The sequence below is a fragment of the Pseudoalteromonas rubra genome, from assembly GCF_005887095.1.
GTDB lineage: Bacteria > Pseudomonadota > Gammaproteobacteria > Enterobacterales > Alteromonadaceae > Pseudoalteromonas > Pseudoalteromonas rubra_E.
This window is the reverse complement of the sequence record NZ_PNCI01000042.1, coordinates 13,064-37,700: the sequence shown is the minus strand read 5'-3', so window position 1 is coordinate 37,700 and position 24,637 is coordinate 13,064. Positions and strand designations below refer to the sequence as shown.

19 protein-coding genes are annotated in these 24,637 nt (G+C 51.5%); 9 read left to right on the top strand and 10 right to left on the bottom strand.

What is annotated here, in order from left to right:
- Nucleotides 1-127: 127 nt before the first annotated feature.
- Nucleotides 128-1,948: a glutamine--fructose-6-phosphate transaminase (isomerizing) gene (glmS, locus tag CWB99_RS17480; protein WP_138552238.1), complete on the bottom strand. Its 1,821-nt coding sequence runs from the start codon at nucleotides 1,946-1,948 to the stop codon at nucleotides 128-130.
- Between the two features lie 31 nt (nucleotides 1,949-1,979).
- On the bottom strand, nucleotides 1,980-2,750 hold the full coding sequence (locus tag CWB99_RS17475; RefSeq protein ID WP_138552237.1) for a DeoR/GlpR family DNA-binding transcription regulator: 771 nt from the start codon (nucleotides 2,748-2,750) through the stop codon (nucleotides 1,980-1,982).
- Between the two features lie 750 nt (nucleotides 2,751-3,500).
- Between CWB99_RS17475 and CWB99_RS17470 the strand changes: the two genes are divergently transcribed.
- From CWB99_RS17470 to CWB99_RS17455, 4 genes are all read left to right on the top strand, one after another.
- Nucleotides 3,501-4,253: a LytTR family DNA-binding domain-containing protein gene (locus CWB99_RS17470; RefSeq protein ID WP_138552236.1), complete on the top strand. Its 753-nt coding sequence runs from the start codon at nucleotides 3,501-3,503 to the stop codon at nucleotides 4,251-4,253.
- A gap of 147 nt (nucleotides 4,254-4,400) precedes the next feature.
- The gene (locus CWB99_RS17465) at nucleotides 4,401-6,368 is read left to right on the top strand and encodes a TonB-dependent receptor (protein ID WP_138552235.1); all 1,968 of its coding nucleotides are present in this window, start codon (nucleotides 4,401-4,403) and stop codon (nucleotides 6,366-6,368) included.
- Nucleotides 6,369-6,451: 83 nt separating this feature from the next.
- Nucleotides 6,452-7,351 (top strand): pepsin/retropepsin-like aspartic protease family protein, encoded by a 900-nt coding sequence (locus tag CWB99_RS17460; RefSeq protein WP_249331974.1) that lies wholly within the window; start codon nucleotides 6,452-6,454, stop codon nucleotides 7,349-7,351.
- A gap of 74 nt (nucleotides 7,352-7,425) precedes the next feature.
- A complete protein-coding gene (locus CWB99_RS17455) occupies nucleotides 7,426-7,899 on the top strand; it encodes an aminoacyl-tRNA deacylase (RefSeq protein WP_138552234.1) in 474 nt (157 codons plus the stop codon).
- A 44-nt stretch (nucleotides 7,900-7,943) separates the two neighbouring features.
- On the opposite strand, the gene CWB99_RS17450 is transcribed toward CWB99_RS17455, so the two are convergent.
- Nucleotides 7,944-8,249 carry a DUF6482 family protein gene (locus CWB99_RS17450; protein ID WP_138552233.1) on the bottom strand — a complete coding sequence of 102 codons (306 nt, stop codon included), beginning with the start codon at nucleotides 8,247-8,249 and terminating at the stop codon, nucleotides 7,944-7,946.
- 172 nt (nucleotides 8,250-8,421) lie between these two features.
- Here CWB99_RS17450 and CWB99_RS17445 point away from each other — a divergent pair, with 172 nt between their 5' ends.
- From CWB99_RS17445 to CWB99_RS17430, 4 genes are read left to right on the top strand one after another with little or no spacing between them, the layout of a single operon-like run.
- A complete protein-coding gene (locus CWB99_RS17445) occupies nucleotides 8,422-9,693 on the top strand; it encodes a LysM peptidoglycan-binding domain-containing protein (RefSeq protein ID WP_138552232.1) in 1,272 nt (423 codons plus the stop codon).
- A gap of 24 nt (nucleotides 9,694-9,717) precedes the next feature.
- Complete coding sequence (locus tag CWB99_RS17440; protein ID WP_212748527.1) at nucleotides 9,718-10,509, top strand: hypothetical protein; 792 nt, start codon at nucleotides 9,718-9,720, stop codon at nucleotides 10,507-10,509.
- Between the two features lie 5 nt (nucleotides 10,510-10,514).
- Nucleotides 10,515-11,168 (top strand): glycoside hydrolase family protein, encoded by a 654-nt coding sequence (locus tag CWB99_RS17435; RefSeq protein WP_138552231.1) that lies wholly within the window; start codon nucleotides 10,515-10,517, stop codon nucleotides 11,166-11,168.
- Nucleotides 11,159-12,226 carry a helix-turn-helix domain-containing protein gene (locus CWB99_RS17430; RefSeq protein WP_138552230.1) on the top strand — a complete coding sequence of 356 codons (1,068 nt, stop codon included), beginning with the start codon at nucleotides 11,159-11,161 and terminating at the stop codon, nucleotides 12,224-12,226. Before CWB99_RS17435 ends, CWB99_RS17430 begins: the two co-directional genes overlap by 10 nt.
- On the opposite strand, the gene thpR is transcribed toward CWB99_RS17430, so the two are convergent.
- A complete protein-coding gene (gene thpR / locus CWB99_RS17425) occupies nucleotides 12,193-12,714 on the bottom strand; it encodes an RNA 2',3'-cyclic phosphodiesterase (RefSeq protein ID WP_138552229.1) in 522 nt (173 codons plus the stop codon). The genes CWB99_RS17430 and thpR overlap by 34 nt on opposite strands.
- A 380-nt stretch (nucleotides 12,715-13,094) precedes the next feature.
- On the opposite strand from thpR, the gene CWB99_RS17420 reads away from it, so the two are divergent.
- The gene (locus CWB99_RS17420; protein WP_138552228.1) at nucleotides 13,095-14,399 is read left to right on the top strand and encodes a serine hydrolase domain-containing protein; all 1,305 of its coding nucleotides are present in this window, start codon (nucleotides 13,095-13,097) and stop codon (nucleotides 14,397-14,399) included.
- On the opposite strand, the gene CWB99_RS17415 is transcribed toward CWB99_RS17420, so the two are convergent.
- The 6 genes from CWB99_RS17415 to CWB99_RS17390 all read right to left on the bottom strand — a co-directional run bounded on the left by CWB99_RS17415 (nucleotide 14,333) and on the right by CWB99_RS17390 (nucleotide 24,620).
- Nucleotides 14,333-16,099, bottom strand: a complete 1,767-nt coding sequence (locus CWB99_RS17415; RefSeq protein WP_138552227.1) for a hypothetical protein — start codon at nucleotides 16,097-16,099, stop codon at nucleotides 14,333-14,335. The genes CWB99_RS17420 and CWB99_RS17415 overlap by 67 nt on opposite strands.
- A 94-nt stretch (nucleotides 16,100-16,193) precedes the next feature.
- Nucleotides 16,194-17,240: a helix-turn-helix domain-containing protein gene (locus tag CWB99_RS17410; protein WP_138552226.1), complete on the bottom strand. Its 1,047-nt coding sequence runs from the start codon at nucleotides 17,238-17,240 to the stop codon at nucleotides 16,194-16,196.
- Nucleotides 17,241-17,281: 41 nt separating this feature from the next.
- Nucleotides 17,282-17,788, bottom strand: coding sequence for a hypothetical protein (locus CWB99_RS17405; RefSeq protein WP_138552329.1), 507 nt, complete (start codon nucleotides 17,786-17,788; stop codon nucleotides 17,282-17,284).
- A gap of 132 nt (nucleotides 17,789-17,920) precedes the next feature.
- Complete coding sequence (locus CWB99_RS17400; RefSeq protein WP_138552225.1) at nucleotides 17,921-21,067, bottom strand: lantibiotic dehydratase; 3,147 nt, start codon at nucleotides 21,065-21,067, stop codon at nucleotides 17,921-17,923.
- Nucleotides 21,068-21,077: 10 nt separating this feature from the next.
- Entirely contained in the window at nucleotides 21,078-22,292 is a 1,215-nt protein-coding gene (locus CWB99_RS17395; RefSeq protein ID WP_138552224.1) for a lanthionine synthetase C family protein, read from the bottom strand.
- Between the two features lie 183 nt (nucleotides 22,293-22,475).
- Nucleotides 22,476-24,620: a peptidase domain-containing ABC transporter gene (locus CWB99_RS17390; protein ID WP_138552223.1), complete on the bottom strand. Its 2,145-nt coding sequence runs from the start codon at nucleotides 24,618-24,620 to the stop codon at nucleotides 22,476-22,478.
- Nucleotides 24,621-24,637 lie beyond the last annotated feature (17 nt).

Here is a 24,637-nt window from a genome sequence, read left to right as displayed (position 1 = left end):
GCAGCAGTAGCATGCTAAGTCATATTAATTTGAAAATACAATCACCAAGGTTAAGGGGCTACTCCATCAGCCCAAGGATAGAAACTTTATTGTTCACCCACATTTTCGTTCAATCAACCTAACCCACTTACTCTACCGTAACTGACTTAGCCAGGTTGCGCGGCTGGTCGACGTCGGTGCCTTTGATCACGGCAACGTAGTACGACAGTAGCTGTAGCGGGATTGTATAGACAACGGGTGCGATGATGTCTTCAACATGGTTCACGTTCATTACACGCATAGTGTCGTCTGATGCGAAGTTGGAGTCTTTGTCGGCGAAGACATAGATGATACCGCCGCGGGCGCGGACTTCTTCAACGTTCGACTTCAGCTTTTCAAGCAGTTCGTTGTTCGGCGCGACGACGATGATTGGCATGTCGGCGTCGATCAGGGCCAGAGGACCGTGCTTCAGCTCGCCTGCTGCGTAGGCTTCGGCGTGAATGTACGAGATTTCTTTAAGCTTAAGTGCGCCTTCCATTGCGATTGGGTACTGTGAACCACGGCCCAGGAACAATGAATGGTGCTTGTCGGCGAATTCTTCTGCCAGCGCTTCGATGCCTTCGGCCATGTTCAGTGACTCTTCCAGTTTGTTTGGCAGGGTCTTGATGGCGTTGACGATCACGCTCTGGTCGCGGCCTTTTTCCTGTGCAATTGACGCAGTTAGCATCAATAAGCCGACTAATTGCGTTGTGAATGCTTTAGTTGAGGCAACACCAATCTCGGCACCGGCTTTGGTCATAAAGGCCAGGTCGGATTCGCGTACCAGTGATGAGCCCGGCACGTTACAGATGGTCATAGAGGCCATGTAACCCTGCTCTTTAGCCAGGCGCAGTGCCGCCAGCGTATCGGCTGTTTCGCCAGACTGAGAAATAGTTACAAGTAGGCTGTTTTCGTGCACGAACGACTCACGATAGCGGAATTCAGAGGCAATCTCGACATTACAGCTTACGCCTGCGTATTGCTCTAGCCAGTAACGCGCCACCATACCTGAGTGGTAAGACGTACCACACGCAATGATCTGAACGTGTTTAACGTCTTTGAAGATCTGGTTTGCCTGGTCGCCAAACGCATCTACCGATACTCTGTCGCCGTCTAAACGACCTTCCAGCGTGTTACGCACGGCCATTGGCTGCTCGTAAATTTCTTTAAGCATGTAGTGGCGGTATTCGCCTTTGCCCGAGACATCCTGAGAAATGTTGGATTCAACCACTTCACGCTCAACAGGTTCGCCGTTGATGTCGTAAATTTCAACCGTATCGCGGGTGATTCGTGCTACATCGCCTTCTTCTAAGAAGATAAAGTTACGTGTTACCGCAAGCAGAGCCAGCTGATCAGACGCGATGAAGTTTTCACCCAGACCTAAGCCGATAACCAGCGGGCTGCCAGAACGTGCTACGATGATTTCGTTGTCGTTGGCTTTGTCGAATACCACAGTGCCGTAAGCGCCTTCAAGCTGCTTAACCGCGGCTTTAACCGAGTCCAGCAAAGAGTTGTGCTGCTGACGCAGTTGGTGGATCAGGTGTACCATGACTTCGGTGTCGGTGTCAGACAAGAAGGTATAGCCATCGTCTTTTAGCACTGCACGTAGCGACTCGTGGTTTTCAATGATGCCGTTGTGAACCAGCGCGATTTCGTTATTTGAAATATGTGGGTGAGCATTCACTTCGGTTACACCGCCATGTGTAGCCCAACGCGTGTGCGCAATACCTGTGTGTCCGCTGACACCAGACTCTGCCACGGCCGCTTCCAGATTAGCCACTTTACCCACTGCCTTAACCGTATTCAGGGTTCCGGCTTCGCTTAAAGCCACACCCGCTGAATCGTATCCACGGTATTCAAGACGTTTTAGACCTTCGATCAATATACGGTTAACAGGACGTTCTGCTACCGCACCAACTATACCACACATAAATTCTCCATTATTTGCACGTTGTGTGTTGTCACTCTACCTCTGCACAGATCAACTGCACGCCACGGGCCTCGATCGCCTGGCGCAAGTCGTCGGCCAGGTTGTTGTCGGTGATCAAGGTCGTGACCTGATCCCAGGGCAATTCTAAATTCGGTATTCTGCGGCCGATCTTTTCAGATTCAACCAGTACAACCACGTCACGAGCCGCTTCGGCCATGACTTGGCTGAGTCCAACCAGCTCATTGAACGTGGTGGTGCCCCTTGCTACATCAATGCCATCAGCACCGATGAACAAGGTATCAAAATCGTAAGAGCGCAAAACCTGCTCGGCAACCTGCCCCTGAAAGGATTCCGAATGCGGGTCCCAGGTGCCACCGGTCATCAATAAGGTCGGCTCGTTTTCCAGTGCCAACAAGCGGTTGGCAATATTAATGGCATTGGTCATCACCACCAGCCCGCGCTTTTGCGCCAGCTCTGGGATCATCGCGGCTGTTGTGCGGCCGCTGTCGATAATGATGCGATGGTGATCTTTTATCAGCGCGGCCGCGGCTTTAGCAATGGCCACTTTGCGCTGCGTATCGCGCTCATCGTTGCCTTTAGCAACAATCTCTTGCGGCAGCGCCACTGCGCCCCCGTAGCGGCGTAATAATAGACCACTTTTTTCCAATGCGGTTAAATCCTTTCGAATCGTAACTTCTGACGTGGCAAATTCACTGGCTAAGGCTTCCACACTCACTTCACCTTGCTCGTTTACCATAGCAAGGATTGTATGTCTGCGTTGTTGTGTATTGCGTTTTGTCATCGTAGTTTTATATGTAGTTATAAGTTTCGTTTCGAACGTTACGAGATTATAGTCGGAACTTACGGTTCGAAACAAGTTAAATTTTGAACATAAGTTTTTTCTTGTGGAAGTGTCCTTTTTTAGCTGGGATGTTAAAGACGGGGATAGTGGAGGAAACAGGCTGGATATCAGCAAAAAGGTCGGGTGACGGGAGCTGCTCGCCTTCGGCTTCGTGGCCGTTTTTGGTACCTGACGGCACTATTATGGTTCCCGGCTCGGGGGCCGGGATGACGGAGGGAGAAGCTGGATGACGGAGGGAGAATAGGCATAAACGGGTACCCTCCACTCGTCATCCCGCACTTGATGCGGGATCTACTCGCCTTCACTTCGTAGCTGTTTTTTTGGCACCTGACGGTGCTTTTGTGGTTCCCGGCTCGGGGGCCAGGACGACGGAGGAAAGAGCCGGGATGACGGAGGAAAGAGCCGGGATTACAGAGGTGAGAAGCTGGGTGACGGAAGGAGAAGCTGGGTGACGGAAGGAGAAGCTGGGTGACGTGAGAAGCCGGGATAACGAAAGAGGGAGGCAAAATGAAGAAGGAGAAGGCGTGATTACGGAAGAAAGCAACCTTGTGATGGAGGTAGGAAGCAGGTGGTGGAGGTAGGATATCAGGGTGTATGTTTATGACGCTTGAGTGATAACGGCGTTGTTTGGCTTCACATCCGTTAGCAGAATGCTAAACTACGCCGGTGTATCAAATATGGGAAAATATCGTGTCGGCTCGGATCAGACAAGAATGGTTACTGTCGTTGTGCGGGTGGACGCTGGTGATTGCCTTTCTGACCCTCATAGACTTATTGCACGACTGGTCAGTGCCCGAAAAAGAGCGCCTTAACAATCCACTCTGGTGGGCGGGGCAGGAATGGGGCCTGTGGTATTTACTGTCTCCAATAGTTTTTCGTGCTCTTTCCCGGCTTGAACCCGCTCCTAAGGTGAATGTGACCCATTACCTCCTGCTCATGAGTGGTGCCTATTGCAGTGCCATGTTGTTACAGGCGCTGTTCGATCTGGTGGCACTGGACGACCCCATTGCTTATACCTTGTATTATTTTGCGCCGGCACACCTGCTGGTACTGTTTGTGATCACCATTTTATGGCATACCCAGTTGCGCGTCATTGCCCAGCCAGATCAGGAACATCCGGTGCTTTGGGCAGATCAGGGAAAAGACAAAGCCCCGGTGCCCTTTGATGACATTACCCATGTTACGGCCGCCAGCAATTATATGGAGATCCATACAGGTACCCGGCAATACCTTAAGCGTGGAACCTTAAAAGAACTGATGGCTCAGCTACCGCCTCAGTTTATCCGCACTCATCGTTCTCATGTGGTCAATTTGTATGCCATTGACAGGATCCAGAATAAACCTTCTGGCAGTGCCATTATTCTGCTGAAAAGTGGTGCTCAGATTGCCCTGAGTAAAGGCTATAAACAGGAAGTGAAAACCCAACTGGCGCAAAGTGTCTAAATTCGCGCCAGTCTGTTCGTCCCACCTCCACCGGGGCCAATAAACTCCCCTGGTTCATTCGTCCCAGTCAGCCACAACTTGCCCCTAAGCTTTTGTTTCTCTTGATTTGAAACTCATATCATAGGACAACTTTTCAAGGAGTGTTGTATGAACCGATTTAAACCTGCTTTACTGGCCTCATCGCTGTACTGCGCTGTCGTCGCGCCGATATATGCGCAGGATCAGGCCGATAGCGTGTTTAACGAAGCGGCCCTTGCCCAGTTCAGTGCCCAGCATGCACTGGATCTGCTTAATCAGCTGCCCACCTTTGTGCTCACCGAAGGCAGTAACGAGCGCGGCCTCAGTGGTGCCAGCAGCAATGTACTGATCGACGGCGTGGTCCCGTTGTCCAAATCTGACTCAATTGAAACCCTGCTGCGCCAACTGCCGATGAGCCAAATTGCAGGGCTGGAGTTATATACCGGCCAGCATCCGTTCAGCCAGTTAAGTGAATACACTCAGGTCGTTAACATCCTCATCAAAGATCAGGACACGGCCATAGACTGGCGTGCCGAGCTGCACTCTCAGCACAGCGACCATGAACTAAGTGAAGCCATGATGAGTATGCAAACCAGCCATGCTGACTGGCATCATAGCGCCAGCGTAAAGTGGGTAAACAACCATGCTTACTCATCAGGCGAACTGATGCAATACACCGATGTACAATCAGATCAGGTTGCCAATTCCGAACGAGAGCATTTTGCTGAGCGTGAGCAAGGCGTGCAGCTGGCGCTGATCAGCAGAACCCAGCTGCACAATGGCACCCTGCAACTCAATGCATCGGCACAGCAAACCGACTGGCTGACCCGTTACCGCTGGACGCCTGCTCTGCCCGCGTCTGTCAATGGCACCAGCGACATAGAACAGGTAGATGAGTATGAACTGGGCGTTGACTGGCAAAGACAGACTGCCACAGGCTGGCAAATGCAACTGACAGGCCTTGCCAGACGCGAGCAGTCAGACTTGTCTATACAAGAGTGGGCCGGCCAAACGCCAGCACAAGCTACCTTTGAGCAACGCGAACGTGCTCGTGAGCAGGTGCTCAGGCTGGCCTATAGCAATCCGTCACATGATTTGCAGCCAAGTGTCGGGATAGAAGGAAGCTACAACGCAGTCAGTGCTGACACCTGGAGTGAAGGCGAAACCGAAAACAGCAAGGTCACTGAAACACGCTTTGAGCCATTTCTGGCCGCCAGCTGGCAAGTGGCGCCACAGTGGCAGCTGTCGGGTAAGCTGGCGCTGGAGCAGGCCACCCTGAAATCCGGCCACAACGGCGCGCAATCACAGCAGCATCGCCTGTTAAAGCCCCAGCTCAAACTGGGCTATGACCTGAGTGCAGACTCACAACTGACTTTCAGCGCCCTGCACCAGGTTGAACAGCTGGACTTTGGGCTGTTTCAAAGCTCCCAGAGCAGCGGCTTTTCGCGCACACAAAATGGCAGCACACAGTTAAAACCCATGCAATACACTGAGCTGATGCTCACCTGGCAATATGCCCGGGCCGACTGGTTTGAGTTTACCCTGAGTCCGCTTTATCAGTGGCAGCAGGACATTCAAGAATATCAGGTGCAAAGTAATGGCAACGGCGCCATTGTCAACGCAGGGCGCGCCCGTTATTTTGGCCTGGATACCGAGTGGAGTATTGATACCCACTTTGTACTCAGTGACAGCCGTGTTGAGCTGAGTTATGCCTGGCGCGATGCGCGTTATGAAGATCCATTGGATGGCACCCGACCCATTACAGATCTGACCCCGCACGAGTTGATCATCGGGTTCCGTCGCGATCAAACCCGGTTATCCTGGGGCTTTGAGGCGTTTTTGCCTACCCGTCTGCGAGAATACTTCCATGATGAAGTCTTTACAGAGCGCGCCAGTACTGAGCTCAGTGCATTTGTGCAGACCCAGATTGGACAGGGGTTGTCAATCCGGGCCGAGATGAACACGCTGAACAAAGCCAAATATCAATATGTCAGAGCACTTTACGCGCCGGACCGCAGCCAGCCACTGGCAAGTAAAGAAGTGCTGGATGAAAATATCCAGCCGCAATTAAGCCTGACGTTCAGTGGTCGCCTGTAGTTTGGGCGGCACACTATCAGTTGAGAGAAAGTTCAGCGATAATGTGCCTATTATGCATAAAGAAATACAAGGACCCTCTTAACATGATAAGGCTCATCGGCTTTTTTCTTACCATTTTAGTCTCCAGTATGGCCCATGCCAGCATTACGCCATGGATCTCATTTGAGTTGGAAAACGGACACATTAAAGTCCCTGTCACGGTGGCTGGCATAGAGAGCACAGCAATACTCGATACCGGTGCGCAAGGTAATGCCATTAATCGGAATTTTATCGACTTCCATAAACTCGACCTCGCACATCATGGCAATATAAAGATCCAGGGGGTGCATGAAACTGAGCGTCGTAAGCTATATAGCAATGTTGATGTAAACCTGTTTGGTATCCAAACCAAACTAAGTGGATTAGCCGAGTTTAACATGGGTAATTCACAGGACAGTCTGCTGATTGGCTCCGGTTTTTTCAATCAGTTTGTGATTCAGATTGATTACCCAAATAGTCGCATGCGCATGGTAACCCGCGATGTTATTGACGTGGCAAAACATGAAAACATCAGAACCCAAACGCACAAAGGCTCCGGGCTACCCATAGTACAAACAGAAATAGCAGGAAAAAAGGTCTGGCTGTTGCTCGATACCGGCAGTACCAGCGGCGTAGTCATTGGCCGCCGTCTTGCTGAGGGACTGGATTTAATAGCCCCCAATGATGACCAAATTACCTCGCGGGGTGTCAACTCACAAAGCACAATGCGCATCACAAGATTAGAAGAATTTACGTTCGGTCCGTTTGTATTATCGGATGTAGAGCTTATCTATCCAGAGGAGGGACAAAGGATCCTGCATCTTGAGCAATATGAACACACATCCAGCCGTATTAAAGGCAAAAAAGTCAGAGGGATTGTCGGCTATGATGTGCTTAAACACTTTCTGGTGACACTGGATTATGCGCGCGGTCATATGCATCTCAGCGTCCCCGAGCAGTTATAAGCCGATATTTCCTGCCTATTTGGGCCTGCTCGTCTATACTTAACGATCACAGTAAGTAAACACGGGGAGGTCCCATGACTCATCGTATCAGTGCCTACTTAGACACACACCTCATTCCGTACCGCGTTATCGAGCACGTCGAAAGTCAGTCTTCATTTGCGTCAGCTTATCTCAGCCAGATCCCATTGCCGCAACTGGCAAAAGCGGTAATGCTGGAAGACCATGAGAGTAAACGCCTGATGGCGGTGCTGCCCGCTAATTACAAAATCAGCTTGAGCAGCCTGAACGACGCTCTTAAACGGCGCTTTCATCTGATGAAAGAAAGTAAGGTGTACCGATTGTTTTCAGATTGCAGCCCGGGCGCTGTGCCACCCATCGCAAACGCATATCACCTGGATACAGTGTTTGACGATTTGCTGCTCAACCAGCCGCATGTCTATATCGAGTCGGGCGACCATCGCCATTTACTGCAGCTGGCCCAGGAAGATTTTCGTCAGCTGATGGAAAATGCCAAGCACTTGCGCTTCAGTCACGAAACCTTTCATTAAATGCTGTTACTTTGAATGCCTTGCGCTATCGGCAAGGCATTCATTTAAAGGGATGCTTTATTCAGCGGCATCACAAATCGGCAGTGTCCGTCGCTGACATTGCCTATCATCTCGTCGTAGGCTGTTTCCATATCGAAGGTCGCTTGTGTCGCGCCCAGCTCCGCCAATACCAGCTCGGCTTCGCGCAATGAATTATAGGTCAGGGTTTTACCCTGGCGGTCGGTCAGTAAATGATAATTACCTAATGGGTCCAGCCCACCGGCGAGATAATGGTTTGAATCCGCATAGCTCAGGATAACTGCATCCATATGGTCCTGATCAAGCTCGTTTTTCAGTTCGGAACGTAACATAAAAGCCCCCTGACGGTACTCAGTAAGCACAGCGCAGTGCCCTGCTTAACATTGCAAGTTTAGCTCAATTTACGTACAGATTGGAGCAAACGATCAACCCTGTCCGACAAGAGTGGCAAAATTCCCCAACTTATATACAATCAAAACAAACAAGCATAACGCCGAAAACCAGATGCCAGCCAGAATATTACCTTTGCTGATGACCCTGTTATTGCTCACCGGGTGTAACACCACGCCCCCGGACAGTACATCAGCAGATGAAGGTGTGACCAATCAGCATAGTCAGCCCCAGTACGCCCCTGTCGCAGATCAGCCTTTGCCCGCGCTGCCCACGCCGCATACCAGCGATGACGTCTGGCAACGTATTCGCATGCAGCTCAGCTTTGCTAGCTCAACACACCCCCGAGTGCTGAAACGTGTGAACTGGTATCTGCAGCACCCAAATTATATGCACACCATCAGTGCCAGGGCCGAGCCTTACTTGTATTATCTGGTAACGGAAGTGGAACGTCGTGGTCTGCCCATAGAACTGGCGCTGATGCCGCTTATAGAAAGTGACTTCAACGCGCAGGCTTATTCGCAAAAGCATGCATCGGGCTTGTGGCAGCTGACGCCTTTGATAGCAAAACATTATGGTGTCACTATCAACCCCTGGTTTGACGGACGCCAGGACTTGATCCAATCCACCGGGGCTGCGCTCGATTTTTTAACCTATTTACATCAACGCTTCGACGGCGACTGGTATCACGCCATTGCGGCTTATAATACCGGCGAAGGCCGTGTCGCCACGGCCATTGCGAATAATCGCAAAGCGGGAAAATCAACGGACTTTTTCTCACTAAAGCTGCCCAGGCAAACCCAACACTATGTGCCCAAACTGCTGGCTGCCGCAGCGTTACTAAAACAGCAGCGCATGCACTTTCCAGCCATAGCTAACCAGCCCGCCTTTACCCAGCTGGCGATGGACAAAGCCGTGATCCTGCCCAATGAGCATAACTGGGCTGAACTGGCGGTTCTGAACCCGGGCTTTCGTCGCTTTCCGGTGTTACTCAGCGGCCCGGGCCACCTACTGGTTCCCCGAGATCGGGAGCAGGAATGGCAACTGGTAGCGGCAGAGTTTCAGGCACTGCCGGATACTCGCTGGCAGCAAGTGGTGGTGCGCCGAGGTGACAGCCTGAGCCGGATCGCCCAGCAACACGACATCACGGTCAGCGAGCTGCGTCAGTTCAATCAGCTGAGCAATAACCTGATCCGAATTGGTCAGACATTGTTGTTGCCATCGCGCTCAGAAAAGCTCGACTACGTGGTGAAACGCGGTGACAGCTTGTGGCGCATCGCCCGACAGTTTGGTGTCTCAGTCAAAGATTTAAAACGCTGGAACCAGCGTGACAACAATCAGCTCAGGCTGGGTGAAACCCTCGCCATTCATCTCACGGCCCCATAAAACAATACCAACAGGACTTGCCGTATGACACAACAGGAAACCACTTTACCCGATACCGATGACAGTCAGGATCACCCGCCCGGGCATGACGTTGGCAGGTCCGAGCCTGCCCCTCACGTCAAACCAAAGCGACTGTTCCGGCCTATACAGCTGAAGCTATCGCGCTCCAAGATGAACACAGTGCTGGCTTTATGCGCTATGCTGATCTCGGCAGCCTCATTCTATGCCACATACATGCAGGCCAAAGCCGCACAGGAGCAAGTTGCCGCGGCAGAGCGCCAGCTTGAGGCCGAAACCTGGCCCTGGCTGCAATTTAGCTACAGTAACTTTGACCTTGAGGCAGAAAGGCCCAGGATCACCATTGGCATTCTGAACTCGGGCACCGGCCCCGCCCTGATTGAGTGGGTGCAATACCACTACCGCGGCCAGACCTATGACTCGCTCACAGCCCTGTTCGATGCCTGCTGTAACATCAGCGCGTATCGCGAAGCCCTTGATACTGCGCAGCAGGACGACAACGAGGTCAACGTGCTGGCCAAGTTTGGCTGGTATATTACCAGCCGGGCCGAACACTCATTACTTGCCGACGGCGCCACGCTCCCCCTTTTCACCATGCAAAAAAGCAATTTTAACAATCGCTTATGGGATAAAATTGATGATATATCGGAGCAGGTAGAGGTCTTTACCTGTTATTGCTCGCTGCTCAAACAATGTTATATTTCTTCCGTCGAGTCGCATGTGTCACCCGTAGAAGATTGCACCCAGGGCAAACTGACCCTGGCGCAACAAGATGATACAACCACAAAGGAGCATTAGCGGATTTGCTGAAACGCCTTTTATCAAAACATCGCACATCATCGCCCGCCGTCCGGCATATTTGCCATTTTGAGGGCGTAATCGATCACTTGTATCTGGATACCCGGGGCAATCCCACCATAGGCGTGGGCTTTCATGTCGCCAGTCAGGATGCCTTTACCCGCCTGAGCCTGCGCGACAAGCGCACCAACAAGCCCGCCAGTCGGGCACAAAAACAGCAAGAGTACAGGACATTAAAACGACTGCCAGCCGGGAAAACAGCTCGCTGGTATGAACAGCACTGCACCTTACACTTACCCCACAGCGAAAGTATGCGCCTGCTTGAGGAGCAGATACGGGCCTTTGAGCAAGAGCTGGCCCGTCTGATCTGCCCTGCCAATGGTTACACCCGGGCGTACCACCAGCTACCAGAGAACGCCCGGCTTGCGCTGTTAGACCTGGCCTACAACCTGGGCACCACCAATTTGAGTAGTCGCTGGCCCAAGCTCTTAGCTGCCCTGAAACGCGAAGACTGGCAACAGGCGGCAAACGAATGCGCCCGCAAACATGTCAGCAAAGCCCGCAATCAGGCCACCCGGCAGCTATTTATGCAAGCGTCAAAAAATGACAGCCTGGTAGCCCGGCTGCTCAGGCGGCTGTGGCGTAAATTATGGCGCTAGTAACGCTCGCGGATCTGTTGTTTCGCTTTAGTGCCCTCGGCTTACTCATTGCGCTGGTGCTGTTTAACTGGTCCCGCCTGACTCACTTTGAGCGCCTGCTGAGCGTTTCCCTGGCCACCAGCCTGGCGTTTTTTCTGCTCCTCACCCAGCCTTTGCCTGAGTGGCGCTTTAACCCATTACGTAACCTGTTTCTGGCAGGTACAGAGCTGCTGCCGCTGGTGTTGTGTGCCTGTGCCTGGTATCTGATCAAGTTGCGTGTTCCGCGCTGGCTGACGCTTCATTGGGGGCGCTGGCTACTGGGGTGCGCCGTACTGGTCAGTAGCTGTATATTTTTGATCTACGGAAGCAATACGCACTGGCATACACTGATGCATGTATTTTCGGCGTTGGCTATGTGTGCCGCCTTGTATTATTGCCTGGCGAATTTTAATGATGATCTGGTGCATAGCCGACGTCGGCTGCGACTGCTCCTGGCCACATTTGCCCTGCTACACTGCCTGGTGCTGGTCGGGTTTGAACTCAGTACCAGCCTCATTCGGCGGGATCCCGTTTATCTGCTGGCCAATGCGGGGGTTGTTTTTTGCCTGTTGTTACTGCTCACCGGAGTGTCACGACCTGGCGTAAGACACAACGACAACCCCAGTCCGGCCAGCCAACAAACACTGCCGGTGCCTGCCCACTGGCTAGCCACTTATGAGGCTTTGCAAACCCTGCTGGCACAGGGGATTTATCGTGAGCCCGAACTCACCATTGGCAAGCTGGCCGAGCACCTTGACATACCGGCTCATCAGCTGCGCGCCCTGATCAACCAGCAGCTCGGCTGCAAAAACTTCTCACATTTCATCAATCAGTATCGACTGGCGTATGCCGCCGAACAATTGCGCGACCTGGCGCATGCGCGCACCGCCATTCTGAGCATCGCTTACGATGCCGGGTTTAACTCTATCGGTCCGTTTAACCGCGCCTTTAAACGCGCTTACTCCCTCACGCCCGGTGATTACCGCAAGCAACACCTGAGTGGTGTTCAGACTAGATCAAAAGATTGCACGGGTTCATAAATAAGCCCACGGCTGTCGCATCGGTAAGAGTGGTAGAGGTGAAACTGCGTGACCGCAAGGGTAAACGGCATAATGGATGAGCGTACCTCAGGTTCGCCTTTGTGCCCTCTCAGCAAGGTGATATGAGGGGCGAAAGGTAACCGATCACAATGCAACCCCTGTGCGGCCCCCATGTCACGTAATGGCTCTGCTAGTGCACTTAACTCCGGTGGTACAGGCTCTGGACGTAAAAAGAAAATCCCGTTACCCGACCAATAACCGGTGTGTGCAAAGCTCAGCGTAAAGGCGGGTACCTGAAGCTGGCGGGCAAACGCCACCATGTCCGCCTCCTGCGACTCAGTCACCTGACCAAGAAAAGCCAGCGTCAGGTGCCAGTTCTCCATTTTAGTCGGTGCTTTGCGGGCACGAACCTCAGTGCGTAACCAGGCATCAATATGTGCCTGGCAGTGTTCATTCAGCCCAATGCCAAAAAATAAGCGCTTTGCCATAACTCACTCCTGCTGCAGATATGCTGAGTATATCGCGCCACGCACGTATTTTCCCGCCAGAACAGTACAGGATGACCAGCCTAGTGAGCCCGGGCGTAGCGACGCTCAAGTAACAGGGCCAGTAAACCTGCGACAAACAGCACGATACCGATAAACTGCATCCAGGCATACTCAGGAATATTGCGCCATACCAGCTTCAGACAAGATTAACCCGCTGCAAAACAGGGGTTTTGCCGCACACATGGCCTGAACGGACCCTCCTATTTAGCCACTGATTTAGCTTCTTTTTCAGAATCGGCGAGCATTTTTCACTTTAGACAAGATTTAAAAGCTTAATTCTCAGATAGTTAAGTTAGTTTATCGAAAATTAAGGATCGACAATGAAACACCTGCTCAGTCTGCTGATCTTACTGCTCATCACCGCGCTGGTCTATTTTGGCTGGCCCGTCTATCAGTTTTATGCCTTCAACCTGGAAAAAGTGCCGGTACTGGCCAGCGCAGATCCGCTCCCCGGGGGCCCGTTGCCACACCAGTCGCGTCATTCGCCAGTGCTCAATGCATTCAACGCCCGGGCCAGTGACATTCTCCATACCACCAGAGCCACCAGCAAGGCGCCCGGTATTTCCGCAGCCATTGCACATCACGGCGAAATCGTATGGCAGGGCACGCTCGGCTATGCCGACATCAAAACCAAAACCGCGCTCACACCCGAGCATCAGTTTCGCATTGGCAGTACTTCCAAAGCCGTGACCGCCACACTGATGGCAAAACTCATGCAGGAACAAAACTTTAATTTGGATACACCGCTGAAAGACAGCCTGATACCACTGCCCAATCCAGCATGGCGGGATATTACCCCTCGCCAGCTGGCATCGCACAGCGCCGGTTTGCCCCACTATAAAGGCAATCAGGACTTGATCGGGCTGTATCATTCGCTCAGCCTGAATACTCAGTTTGAGCGGGTGCAGGATGCCGTTGCGCAGTTTGATGAGGGGCCACTGCGCGCCAAGCCGGGCGACGCATTTTATTACTCCAGCTATGGTACTGTGCTGCTGAGTGCGGTCCTGGTGCAGCATGCTCAGCGCCCCTATCTCGATTTGCTCCAGCAGCATGTGCTGACGCCGCTGGACATGAACCAAAGTGGCGCAGAGTCACAGGGCAATAAGCTGGTCACCTTTTATTTCAATCGTCGGGGGCAGGACGCTCAGTATATTCCCTGGCGCCCAGTGAACCTCAGCCATCGTCTGGCTGGGGGTGGTCTTGTCAGCACACCCAGTGATCTGGTTCGACTCGGTAGCGGTTATCTGGATACCCGTTATTTGCATGCTGATGTACGCGAGCAAGTCTGGACACCACAGCGACTCAATCATGGCGAGGTCAACCCGCAAAACTATGCGCTGGGATGGCGTCGTCATGAGTACCAGCATAACGATAAGCCCGTATTTACTTACTACCACCATGGCGGCGTATCGCGGGGTTCTCAGAGCATGCTGATTGTCGTGCCAAAATACCAGCTCAGTGTCGCTGTGAACATTAACAGTAAAACCAAGCCGTTTTGGATCTTCGGTGAAGCTGCACTCAAGTTAGCGCATGCTTATGTGCAGCTGGCAGAGCAGGATCAGCGTGATTTACCCGACACTAAGGTCAGCGCCGCATCCAGCACTGCATCTTTATTAGCAAAGTAATCCTTTGCCGTCAGGGCAACCGGCAGGTCCGGCGCCAGCCACACCCGGCTGTCTTCTGCTGCGCCCTGCTGATGAAACTGGGATGAGATCACCCCAATCTGGCCACTGAAGGGCAAGGTGAACCAGCCCGCCTCGCCGATAGCATTAGGTCGGGTCCCCGAAGGCTCGCCGACCAGTACAGGGCTGGTCAGCTTACTGATCCTCACCAGCAGGTCGTGACCGGCTGAGAAGGTATTGCGCCCAACCAGGATGATCAGCTTACCCTTAGGTACCAGAGCCTCAAATAACACTGCGGTGGCAATGGTACTGGGCAACAAAAAGCCATTTCCGCCGCTGTTATCACGCAGGTCCAAAATAAAGTGCTCCGCCTGCCCGGCCAGCAGAGTATCACGCAGCTGCTGATTAAAAGCATCCAGCGACACATCCTTGCGCTCACGTACGGCATTAAAGTTCACATAGAGTGCCTTATGTTCAGGCAGCAATTTGGACCAGTAAGGCTCTGACTGTGAGTGCTGGCGTGGCAACTTTGGAAAGCCATTAAACTGCATAGCGCGCGGCGTCAGCGTCAGCTGTTGCGTTTGCAGGGCCTCTCCACGGACCGTCAGCGTGACTTTGCTTGCGTCTTCAACCACCCCAAGCCCCTGCAATACCTGAGTCAGGCTCAAATAGTAAGGCCCCAGCCACGCTTGCTGCATATTATTATCGCGCGGGTTAACCTCCCCGGTTTTTTCCAGTGCCTGTAATGCCGGGGTATTGCCTATCTTCAAAACCTGCTTGCCAACGAGGTGTTGATAGTCTGAGTCGGCCGCCACAATAAATAGCCCTTCTTCAAACAGATAAAACTGCACGGGTAACTGCTGAGTGTTGCCCGCCTTCCCCCAGGCCGGAATAATGAAGTTGTGGCCATTTTCCAGCATGCCGAGCAGCTGCATCAGCTCAAACACGACCTGCTGGTCACTCAAAGCGGGAATGTGCTTATCAATCTGCGCGACCTTGCGCTCAAAGTCCGGTTCACTCATGCGGTGAAAGGCCGACACATGTAAACGCCTGATCTCTTCAGCCAGATAATGCAGATCATGACGCCAGCGTGCATCTCTGTCGAACTCAGCACCAGGCTCTGCGCCCACTAGCCGACGAAAATCGGTATCCTGTGCAAACGCGACAAAGTGCGGATTCGGCTTGCGGCTAAACAGACTGCGGCCTGTCAGTGCCGGTTTATCGTCCCAGCGTGCCTCGAGTGCCCGCTCCAGCCACAACATGGCATTGCGCTTATCTTTGAGCGCACCATACAACTCAGCTAAGGTCACCATCATGTCGTTGGGGTTGTCATGCCATTTCGGCAAACGTTTTAACCGCACGCCCAACCGCAAAGCCCGTTTTAGGGGGGCAATGGCTGCCCGCCACTGTTGTTGCTGACGGTACCCCAGGCTCAGCAGATACCAGGTAACCCCATCGTTTTGATAGCTTCTGGTCAGCTCGGTGGCCAGTTTGACCACCGCAGGCCAGTCTTCACGTTCAACCAGGGTGAACAGCAGCTCTTTGCTGTGGTAATAGCCCAGTGGATCGCGCACCTGATTAGGTAACACTATAATTTGATATGCATTGTTATGATGCCCGGGTGTACCTCGAGACGGGGTTGCATGTGACTGCTGACAGCTCAAAATAATGAGTCCGAGTAGTCCAAAAACGGCTTTATACATTTGGTTCTCCTCTTAAGTTAAGAACCAATGTATTGAATATACTACTTTTATTCGTCCGGGATCCGGATCCTGAACGAATAAAAGGGGGATTTGGTTAGTTTTTCAGCGCATCATGTCGAAAACGTGTCGGCGTTATGCCCGTACGGGCTTTAAAGGCCTGATTGAAGGTCGACTTGGCATTAAACCCATTGTTCATCGCAATATCGAGCACCGACACCCCGGCATAGGCCGGATCAGCCAATTGCTTTTCAATCTGCTCGAGCCTTACTTCATTGATATAATTAGAGAAGTTATTTCCAGACACCGAGTTAATGGCCCATGAAACCTGCTTCACACCCAGTGACAGCTGATCTGCAATATGCTGAATACTCAGTCGTGGCTGACAAAACAGTCCCAGCTCCCGAACCTGCGCATCCACCGATGCAAATATCGACTGCGCCAGCTGCGTGTCCTGTGCAGTGTCATCACGCTGACTGAGCGTTTGATACTGGGCCAGGCGATTGAATAACAGCGGCTGCTTAATTACCCCAATCAGCAATACAGACAAAATACTAAAGAAGCCCACTTCATGAGCTAAATACCAGTAGGCTTTCCAGGGCATTGGCGTGATGGGCTGCACGTTCATGCGTACAAAATCCGTGACACTCAGCACTGCATACACGCCGAGCAGTCTGGTCAGCCAGGTCAGATCCATTGTAGATGCATCAGCATGGACCTGATACACCGTATCGCGATAATGACGCAGCAGCTTTAAAGACGCCACCAGGTAGCCCAGCAGCATGACGCTGCCCAGCGCAATAAGGGGCTGGACATAGTGGGTCAGACCCAGTGACACCAGGGGTAACAGCAAATGGCGAGCAGACTTTAAGCCGCCTTCTGATGCGCCAACCAGATTGCAGACACTCAAATACCAGACCGGCCCCATGGCCACAGTAAAAGCCGGTGTAATCACATATCCAGCCAGCGTAAAGCCAGCACTTTCAAGCACGTTGGCGAGGCTGAGCAAGGTCTGAAAGACAAAAAATAGCACCAGGCAGCGGCTGTGTGGATTTTGCCACACAAGTATCGCGGCAAAACACATCTGCCAGGCGAAGATCAGCTGAAATACAGTCAGCCCTGAAATACTGAGCGAGGTGAACACGTTTAACTCTTTATTATTGTTATTATGGTTAGCTGCACCGGTTATTTAAACTGTACCGTTTCATTACTGCGCACATAAGTGCGCTGCTCCGGCTCTGTCCATTTGCCTTGCTTCAGGTACTGGGTCGATACCGTAAAGCGACCGTCCTTAAAGCGACTGGTGGATTTCACCTGAGTGATCCCATCTTTATTGCCGGTTACGTCCTCAAAAGCGACAAACTCGGTGGGACTGAGGACTTCTATGGTGCCCTGGGTATAAAATCCAGCTGTGGTGAAGTAGTAAAAAACCACCGCATTTTTGCTCTTATCCCAGAAAATCAGCGACTCTCCGCCATACATACCGGCATTGATAGAATGCAAAGTGCGCACTGCGGTGCCATTGAGCGCACGCTCCCAGCGACTGATATCCCGCATGGCCGGTTTGCCAGCGGGGACAGCAAAATCCGCCTGCCACGTGCCCAAAAAGGGTTGAAATACGGCAAGCTCCTCGGCAAGCTGCACAGGTTTTTTGTCATCTGCCAGCACCTGAACATGCCACACAAGCAACATCAGTAAACTAAGCCAGAGCGTTACTGTTCGGGTCATAACACCATCCTTTATTTTGTTTTTACTCAAGGGTAGTCAATAAGCCTCACAAACACAAAAAGCGCACCTGTGGTGCGCTTTTTGCTGCTCAATCACTTAGCTGGCCTTTTTATCCGCCGAGAAGTACTTACGACGGAGCATATCGTGAATAACCAGCTCCTGCTCGCGGCCATAGGCTTTGAACATACGGTTATTGTGCATATGCAACAAAGAGCCCATCAGCGTATCTTTGGTACAGTTGAGTTTACCCTCATCGATCATACGGTTGAGAACCCCAACCACAGGCTCAGCCGCCAGATACCATTGTGACAAGATCTCAAACAGCGCTTGCTGCGCTTCATCGGCTTGCACATCGGCTTGTTCGGTCAATAGCGCAAAATCCTTGTCCAGTTGGGCTTCATAGTCCCGATACCGGTTTCCTAACTGCTTACGCAAGACACTGGTTTCATTAAACTCTCTGCCAAATCCATCACGTAACTGGCTGACCAGTGTAAAGCGAGTAGCATCATCGTATTCAAACAGATCCAGCAATTTATGGGTCTGAGCCAGGGCCATACGCCAGCGCACGTCTTCACCGTACTCGTCCACCAGCGCACAGGTTTTTGTAATGAGCACACTGTCGTACATAAACAGTGATTCAACCAGTGCCATCGACTCAGGGCCACCATAGCGTTCAACCTCACGCTCATAGGTCATCAGTTCGACTTTGTGAAGCTCACCACTTTCCACTTTCGGGTCGAGTAGCGCATTCAATTTTGGCAAGAGCTGACCGCATAACAGTCCTGGGTCGCCGTGGAAGCGCAGACGCAGGTGCCAGTCTGGATCGCCATAACGAATGAAGAACCACTTGTCGTATAGTTCACCATTTTGCTCAATCAATGGCAGCAACTCTTCTGTCAGCAGTTGCTCGACCAGTGAGTTACCTGAGTAAATCTTCAGACTCAGCCATTCCGAACCGGCGCTGAAACGGCGCTTTAATGGCGCAGCCGTGATGTTACCCAAAGGATCATCGCTGAAATGACGGTGTACATTCGCATGCTCATTGATGAATGGAATAATCACTTCGTTGCTGTAGTGGTTACCCTGTGCATCCACCACCCGGGACGGGTAATGATTGCTGAGTACTTCTTTGAGTTCGACCCGGCGATGACCTTTGGTTTCGGCAAGTAAAATTGCAAACATGTCCGGGTTACGCAGGTCCAGCTGAAGCACGTTATCTGCCATAGCAAAACTGACCTGCGGGTCGAGATGATAAGTTTCAAGTAGCGCATCCAGTTTAGTACGATCAAACTGACCTTTTTTACTGATGGCTTCTAGCTCTGTCCGGTCAATGCGCCAGGTTTTTTCATTCAGGATCAGGTTATCCAACATCAGACGCGGTATAAAGGTCGCACGCTCCAGACTACTTGGCAGCTTAAACTGCGGTGGTCTGCCATCCTGATGTTGCAACATGCATAAGAATTTGTAGGCACTCAGGCTACGTGCGGAGTAGTTGTGGGCGCTGGACAAGCGCGGCACCACTTGTTTGTTGAGCCGCTTGCTCCACAGTTTTACTTTTTGCCGTTCAACCCAGACATACAGATCGCTCAGTGGGATCTGATACTCATCATCCAGCGCGCTGTCGGCCAGGAAGACAATTTCGTATTGACGCAGATGTGGGCGTGCAATCACATTTCCCGGACGTCCCTCAGGCATGTGGACGACTTCAGCAAAAATGACGTCGTCGCTGTGTGCCTGTTCAGACGCCAGATGCGCCACCACATTGTCCTTAAGCCCGTCATCCAGATGACAAAAACGGCCCAGCAGATTTGCAGCAGACGGACCATAACAGCCATTGAACTTATAAACCGGATTGCCGCGGTTATCCTGATACAGGCTGACCATAGTTGCAAAGGAGAATGGGAACTTAGCAACGGCTTCTTTGTTGGTAATTTTTTGCTTCAGCTCTTTACCACGCAGCACAACACAGTCTTTTGCACGGTTTTGGGGCTGACTCAGTGCATCCTCAACAAGGCCATCCAGTACGCTGATTTCGGGCACAGTCTGTTGGCTGCTACCACTGCGTGCAAGGTTTAGACCCGCAACCAGAGGTGCCTCGTAGCCGGTTTCTGTCGAAATGCCAATGCCAGATTCATCGTCCAAAATTTTATCGAGCGGTACAAATTGCCCCTCAAAACGCGCATTGAACTTGGTCATAAACTGGCTTAGTGAACTGCCCTGCTCCGACACACTCAAACCAGCAATCAGCTCCAGTTGCTTTTGCAGACGCAAAACTTCCTGTCCTGACAACTGACAGTCATTAAACTGGCGATAAATGTCGCTCTGGAACAGCTTGTTCTCCTGCACCTTCACCGGCAGGCTTTGCAGGTGCTCCAGCAGCTGTTTGTAAGGTTTAATTTCACCGGTTTTTTGGCTATCCAGGGTGTCTATCTGCGCCAATGCCGTCGCCAGTTTATCAGCCGTATCCAGCTCATTAATGGCAGTGATTGACTTCAGTAAGGCACGATCCGGTGACTCGCCGGTCAGTGGCAATGGGATATCTGCCAGCAACACACCTTCGTCAATCAGGTCCTGAATATAGGCTTCCACTTCTTCTTGTTCGGCTTCAGCATACTGCTCACTGAATTGCGCTACCAGAGCATTGAAACTCCTGCCATCACGTGCGGCTTCCAGCACAAAACGGAAATACTCGTCACTTTCTACCGCACTCAGACGATACTGCATGGTCTCTTCTGATAAATATGTCTCGATATATCGACACTGCTCGGCGATAAAGTAATGCGAGGTATTCGGTTTGTAGGTCAGTGTATCTGAACGGGAAGCATGTTTAATAAAGTGTTCTTTCAGTGCATTCAGATAGAACATATCGAGGCGAGTTTTGCGGTTGTCTTCAGCGAGATCCGCGACGGTCAGCTCAGTGTGGTCTGTGATGCTCCCCTGATGGATCCCTGAAAACAGGCCAAATGGCGTCGGCCGAGAGCACATACGTACCATATATTTAATCAGGGCATGCGCCACTTTTTTACCCTGCTTGGACTCGGGCTTAGTACGCCACTGATCTATCCGTTCAAGTAGTGACGGACTGGCAAGGTAAATTGCCTCTTCAACGCCCGGCGTTGCGAGCCAGGCGGCCAGCAGCACATTGGTGTCGGCATTATCTTCGCCAAACTGAGCCAGCTGCTCCAGCCCCAGACGGGGCGTACGAATTACAAAAAAATCTTCATTTTTTAGTTGTTTAGACATCACCTACTCCCTATGCCATTAACAAACAATCAACCCAGCCAGTATCATCATCAAACAGAGAAGTCAGAACCATACCAATACCCGCATACCCCATCAGGAAACCAAAGTCCTCATGATATGCTTTGTCTATGCCATTGAAGGAGTAGAGAGACTCTTCACCACGCTCTGCATACTGTTGCAATGAGTAATCAACCCAATACTGCATCGCCTGTGCAAAACGAGGATGAGGCATTAACTGGTTCAGAATTTGATAAATCAGTGCCATACCATAGTAGCCATGGCAAACACCGGCGTCGGTAATATGGCCAGATTTTTCATCACGCTCGGCGGCACGCAGGCCAACCTCCAGCGCCCGCTCTACATAGCTTGGGCGGTCCAGAGCCTGACCAACCCGTGCCAATGTCATTGCGATGGTCAGGTCGCCATAACACCACCCCAAGCGCGACTGATGTTCGCCACCCGCACATGAACCAAAACAGGAATGTGAGCTGCTGTCCGGACTCTGCTGTTCCAGCAACCAGTCGCAGCCACCCAGCAACAGCTTGGTCACACGCTCCTTCAGGGCTGGAATATGAACCGCAGGCAATAGCGCGGCAATAATACCGGGCACGCCATGCGCGAGGCCCAGGTTATACTCAGGCTCTTTGGGCTCATCTTTATTAAAACGGTAGACCGACTCTTCAGGCTGAGACCAGGCAATATGGCCGTTGTCGAAGTGGGTCGCGGTGCTTTCTAACCCATTTACAATCACTTCATACAGAGCAGTTTGGTCAGACTGTTTACCGCGACGGGCCGCATACGGTGCAAACCCGGATAGCCCCAGCACCATTTCAATTTCGCCACGCCAGGGCTGATGATCCAGAGACTGACGAAATAGTTCGTCAATTTCCTCAAGTAGTTCAGGGTCGTAGTTTTCTGGGTCAGCCTGGTTCAGATACTCAAGCAACCATGCTTGCCCCGCCAGGCCATTACTTAATTCAAAACTTTGTTGGTCCAGGCCTTCTTGCAGTTCTTCTAATTTTTGAGCAAACAGGTTTTCGTCAACCAGGCTAGCGTCATACTCATACGTTTTATACAAAAACAGTAGCTGACCTGCTAAGCCGCTTAGCAGGCCATGAGGTATATCCGTGTCACGGATATGTGCGCTGACCTTGTCAGCCATAATGGACAGAATGGTGTGGATAGTGTCGCGCTGCTGCGTCGACAATGAAAATTGCTCCGGCATGTTCATCCTTAATCTAATCGTCATTCGTTATTGTTATCGTGTCGTCAACGCAATACGTACATCACTGATGCACGTATTGCCATCTGTACCTTTTGTTATCTTTCCGACGTTAACCCAAATTGTTCGCCCGCTCAACCACCGCCACTCAAATTTTTTACATAATAAAAACAATCAAACAGACAGTTACTCACAAACAGACTCTTCCTCCTGCTCCTGGGCATCAGGTAAGTCGGCCTTTTTCAGCCGAACTTCTCGGTCGGCCGAGGCAATGGTTTCTTTACGGTGCGCAATAATCACTCGGGTGATATCCAATCGAGATACCGCTTCATTGATGTCGGATTCCAGACTGGTGTCCAGGTGACTGGTTGCCTCATCCATAAACAAAATCTTAGGCTGTTTGTACAGCGCACGGGCCAGAATGATACGTTGCTTCTGACCACCCGAGAGGCTCGAACCCATGTCGCCGATCAGGCTATCGTAGTTCATCGGCATCTGGCTGATATCGTCGTGGATCGCGGCTAATTGCGCACAGTACACAACGCGCTCCATATCAATTGGCGTGTCGAAAAATGCGATGTTGTCGGCAACTGAGCCCGACAACAGCTCATCGTCCTGCATTACCGCTGCAATTTGTTGACGGTACTGGCGTGCACCGATCTGCTCCATCGGGACGCCGTCGATGAGTACTTCACCACTTTTTGGCTGGTTCAGACCCAGCATGATTTTCAGCAAGGTTGATTTACCACAGCCTGAAGGACCCGTGATTGCCACTGATTCCCCCGCGGATATGGTCAGGTTGAGATTGTTCAGAACGTTGGGTGTTGCATCGGAATAAGCGAAACAGATGTTACGTAGCTCGATGTGACCTTCAACCTGATGCTGTTTTACCTGATCCGGCTGCAAAATTTCCTTGTCGGTCAGTGCAATATCCGCAATACGATCAAAGTGCAGACCCACCATTTTAAACTCAATCAACTTTTCAATCAGGTTGGCCGTTTTGTCCATAAACTGGCGCTTATACGACATAAATGCGAACAGCATTCCGGTACTGAAGCCCCCATCCAGAACCAGATGCGCTGCCAAAAACACCACCAGAATGTTTTCTATACCAAATAAAGCCCGGTTAATGGCATCGTAGCCGATCTGGAAATTCCCCAGACGAATACTCTGATTAATCGCGTTAGCGTAGCGGTTTTGCCACTGGCCCTCGCGCTTCACCTCTGAGCCAAACAGTTTGATGGTCTGAATGCCCCGCACGGTTTCCATAAAGTTGGAGTTTTCTTCTGCCCGTGCCATGATTTCCTGTTCGCTGATATTGCGAAACGGTTTGTACATGGCAATACGTACTATGGCATACGCCACCACAGCCGCTAATACTACCGCCGACAGCGTTGGGCTATAAAAGAAGATCATGGCCAGCGTAATGATCGCCATCAAACCGTCGATGATGGCTTCGATCACCCCGGTAGTCAGGATTTGTTTGACCTGCTGCAATGAGCCAAAGCGGGAAACCACGTCACCCATATGGCGTTTTTCGAAATAGGAAATCGGCAGCCGAACCAGATGGTGGAACAGGTTGGCCCCCAGCTGAATGTTCATCTGGTTACCAAAGTGCAGCAAAGTGAAGCCTCGCAGCGCATTGGTGGCGATTTCAAATACCAGCACCAAAAAGAAACCGGTGGCGAGCACCGTCAAGAGGTTGATATCCCCTGTCAGGATCACATCATCGATCACCAGCTGAATATAATAAGGTGCCGCAAGGGTAAAGACCTGAAGGATGATGGACAGTAAGAAGATCAGGGTCAGCGAGCGTTTCAGCCCTGTGATACGGCTCCAGAAATCCGAAAAGTGCAGACTGGGTTTCTTCTCTTTCTTTTCAAAACTCTTGGTCGGTGTCAGCTCCAGAGCGACGCCCGTAAAGTGCTTGGACGCCTCCGCCATGGTGAAGGTTTTTTCACCCGAAGCCGGGTCATGGATGACGATACGCTTTTCATTGGCCTTTTTAAGGACCACAAAGTGATTCATATCCCAGTGCAAAATGCAGGGCGTTTGCAGTGCATCCAGATCTTCCAGTTCGATACGCAATGGCCGCGAACTCATCTCCAGCTTCTCTGCAAAATGCATAATATCCAGCAGGGTTGCCCCTTCGATAGATATGCTGAACTTTTGTCTTAATGTGGTTAGATCGCTGTGGTAACCGTGATACGCCGCGACCATGGCCAGGCTGGCGAGGCCGCATTCAGCCGCCTCGGATTGTAAAATAATAGGCAGTGACTTCCTTGACCAGAACTCTAACTGCTGTACCGGTGATTCGTCTTCAACGTGCATAAAAAGCCTTTTTATTC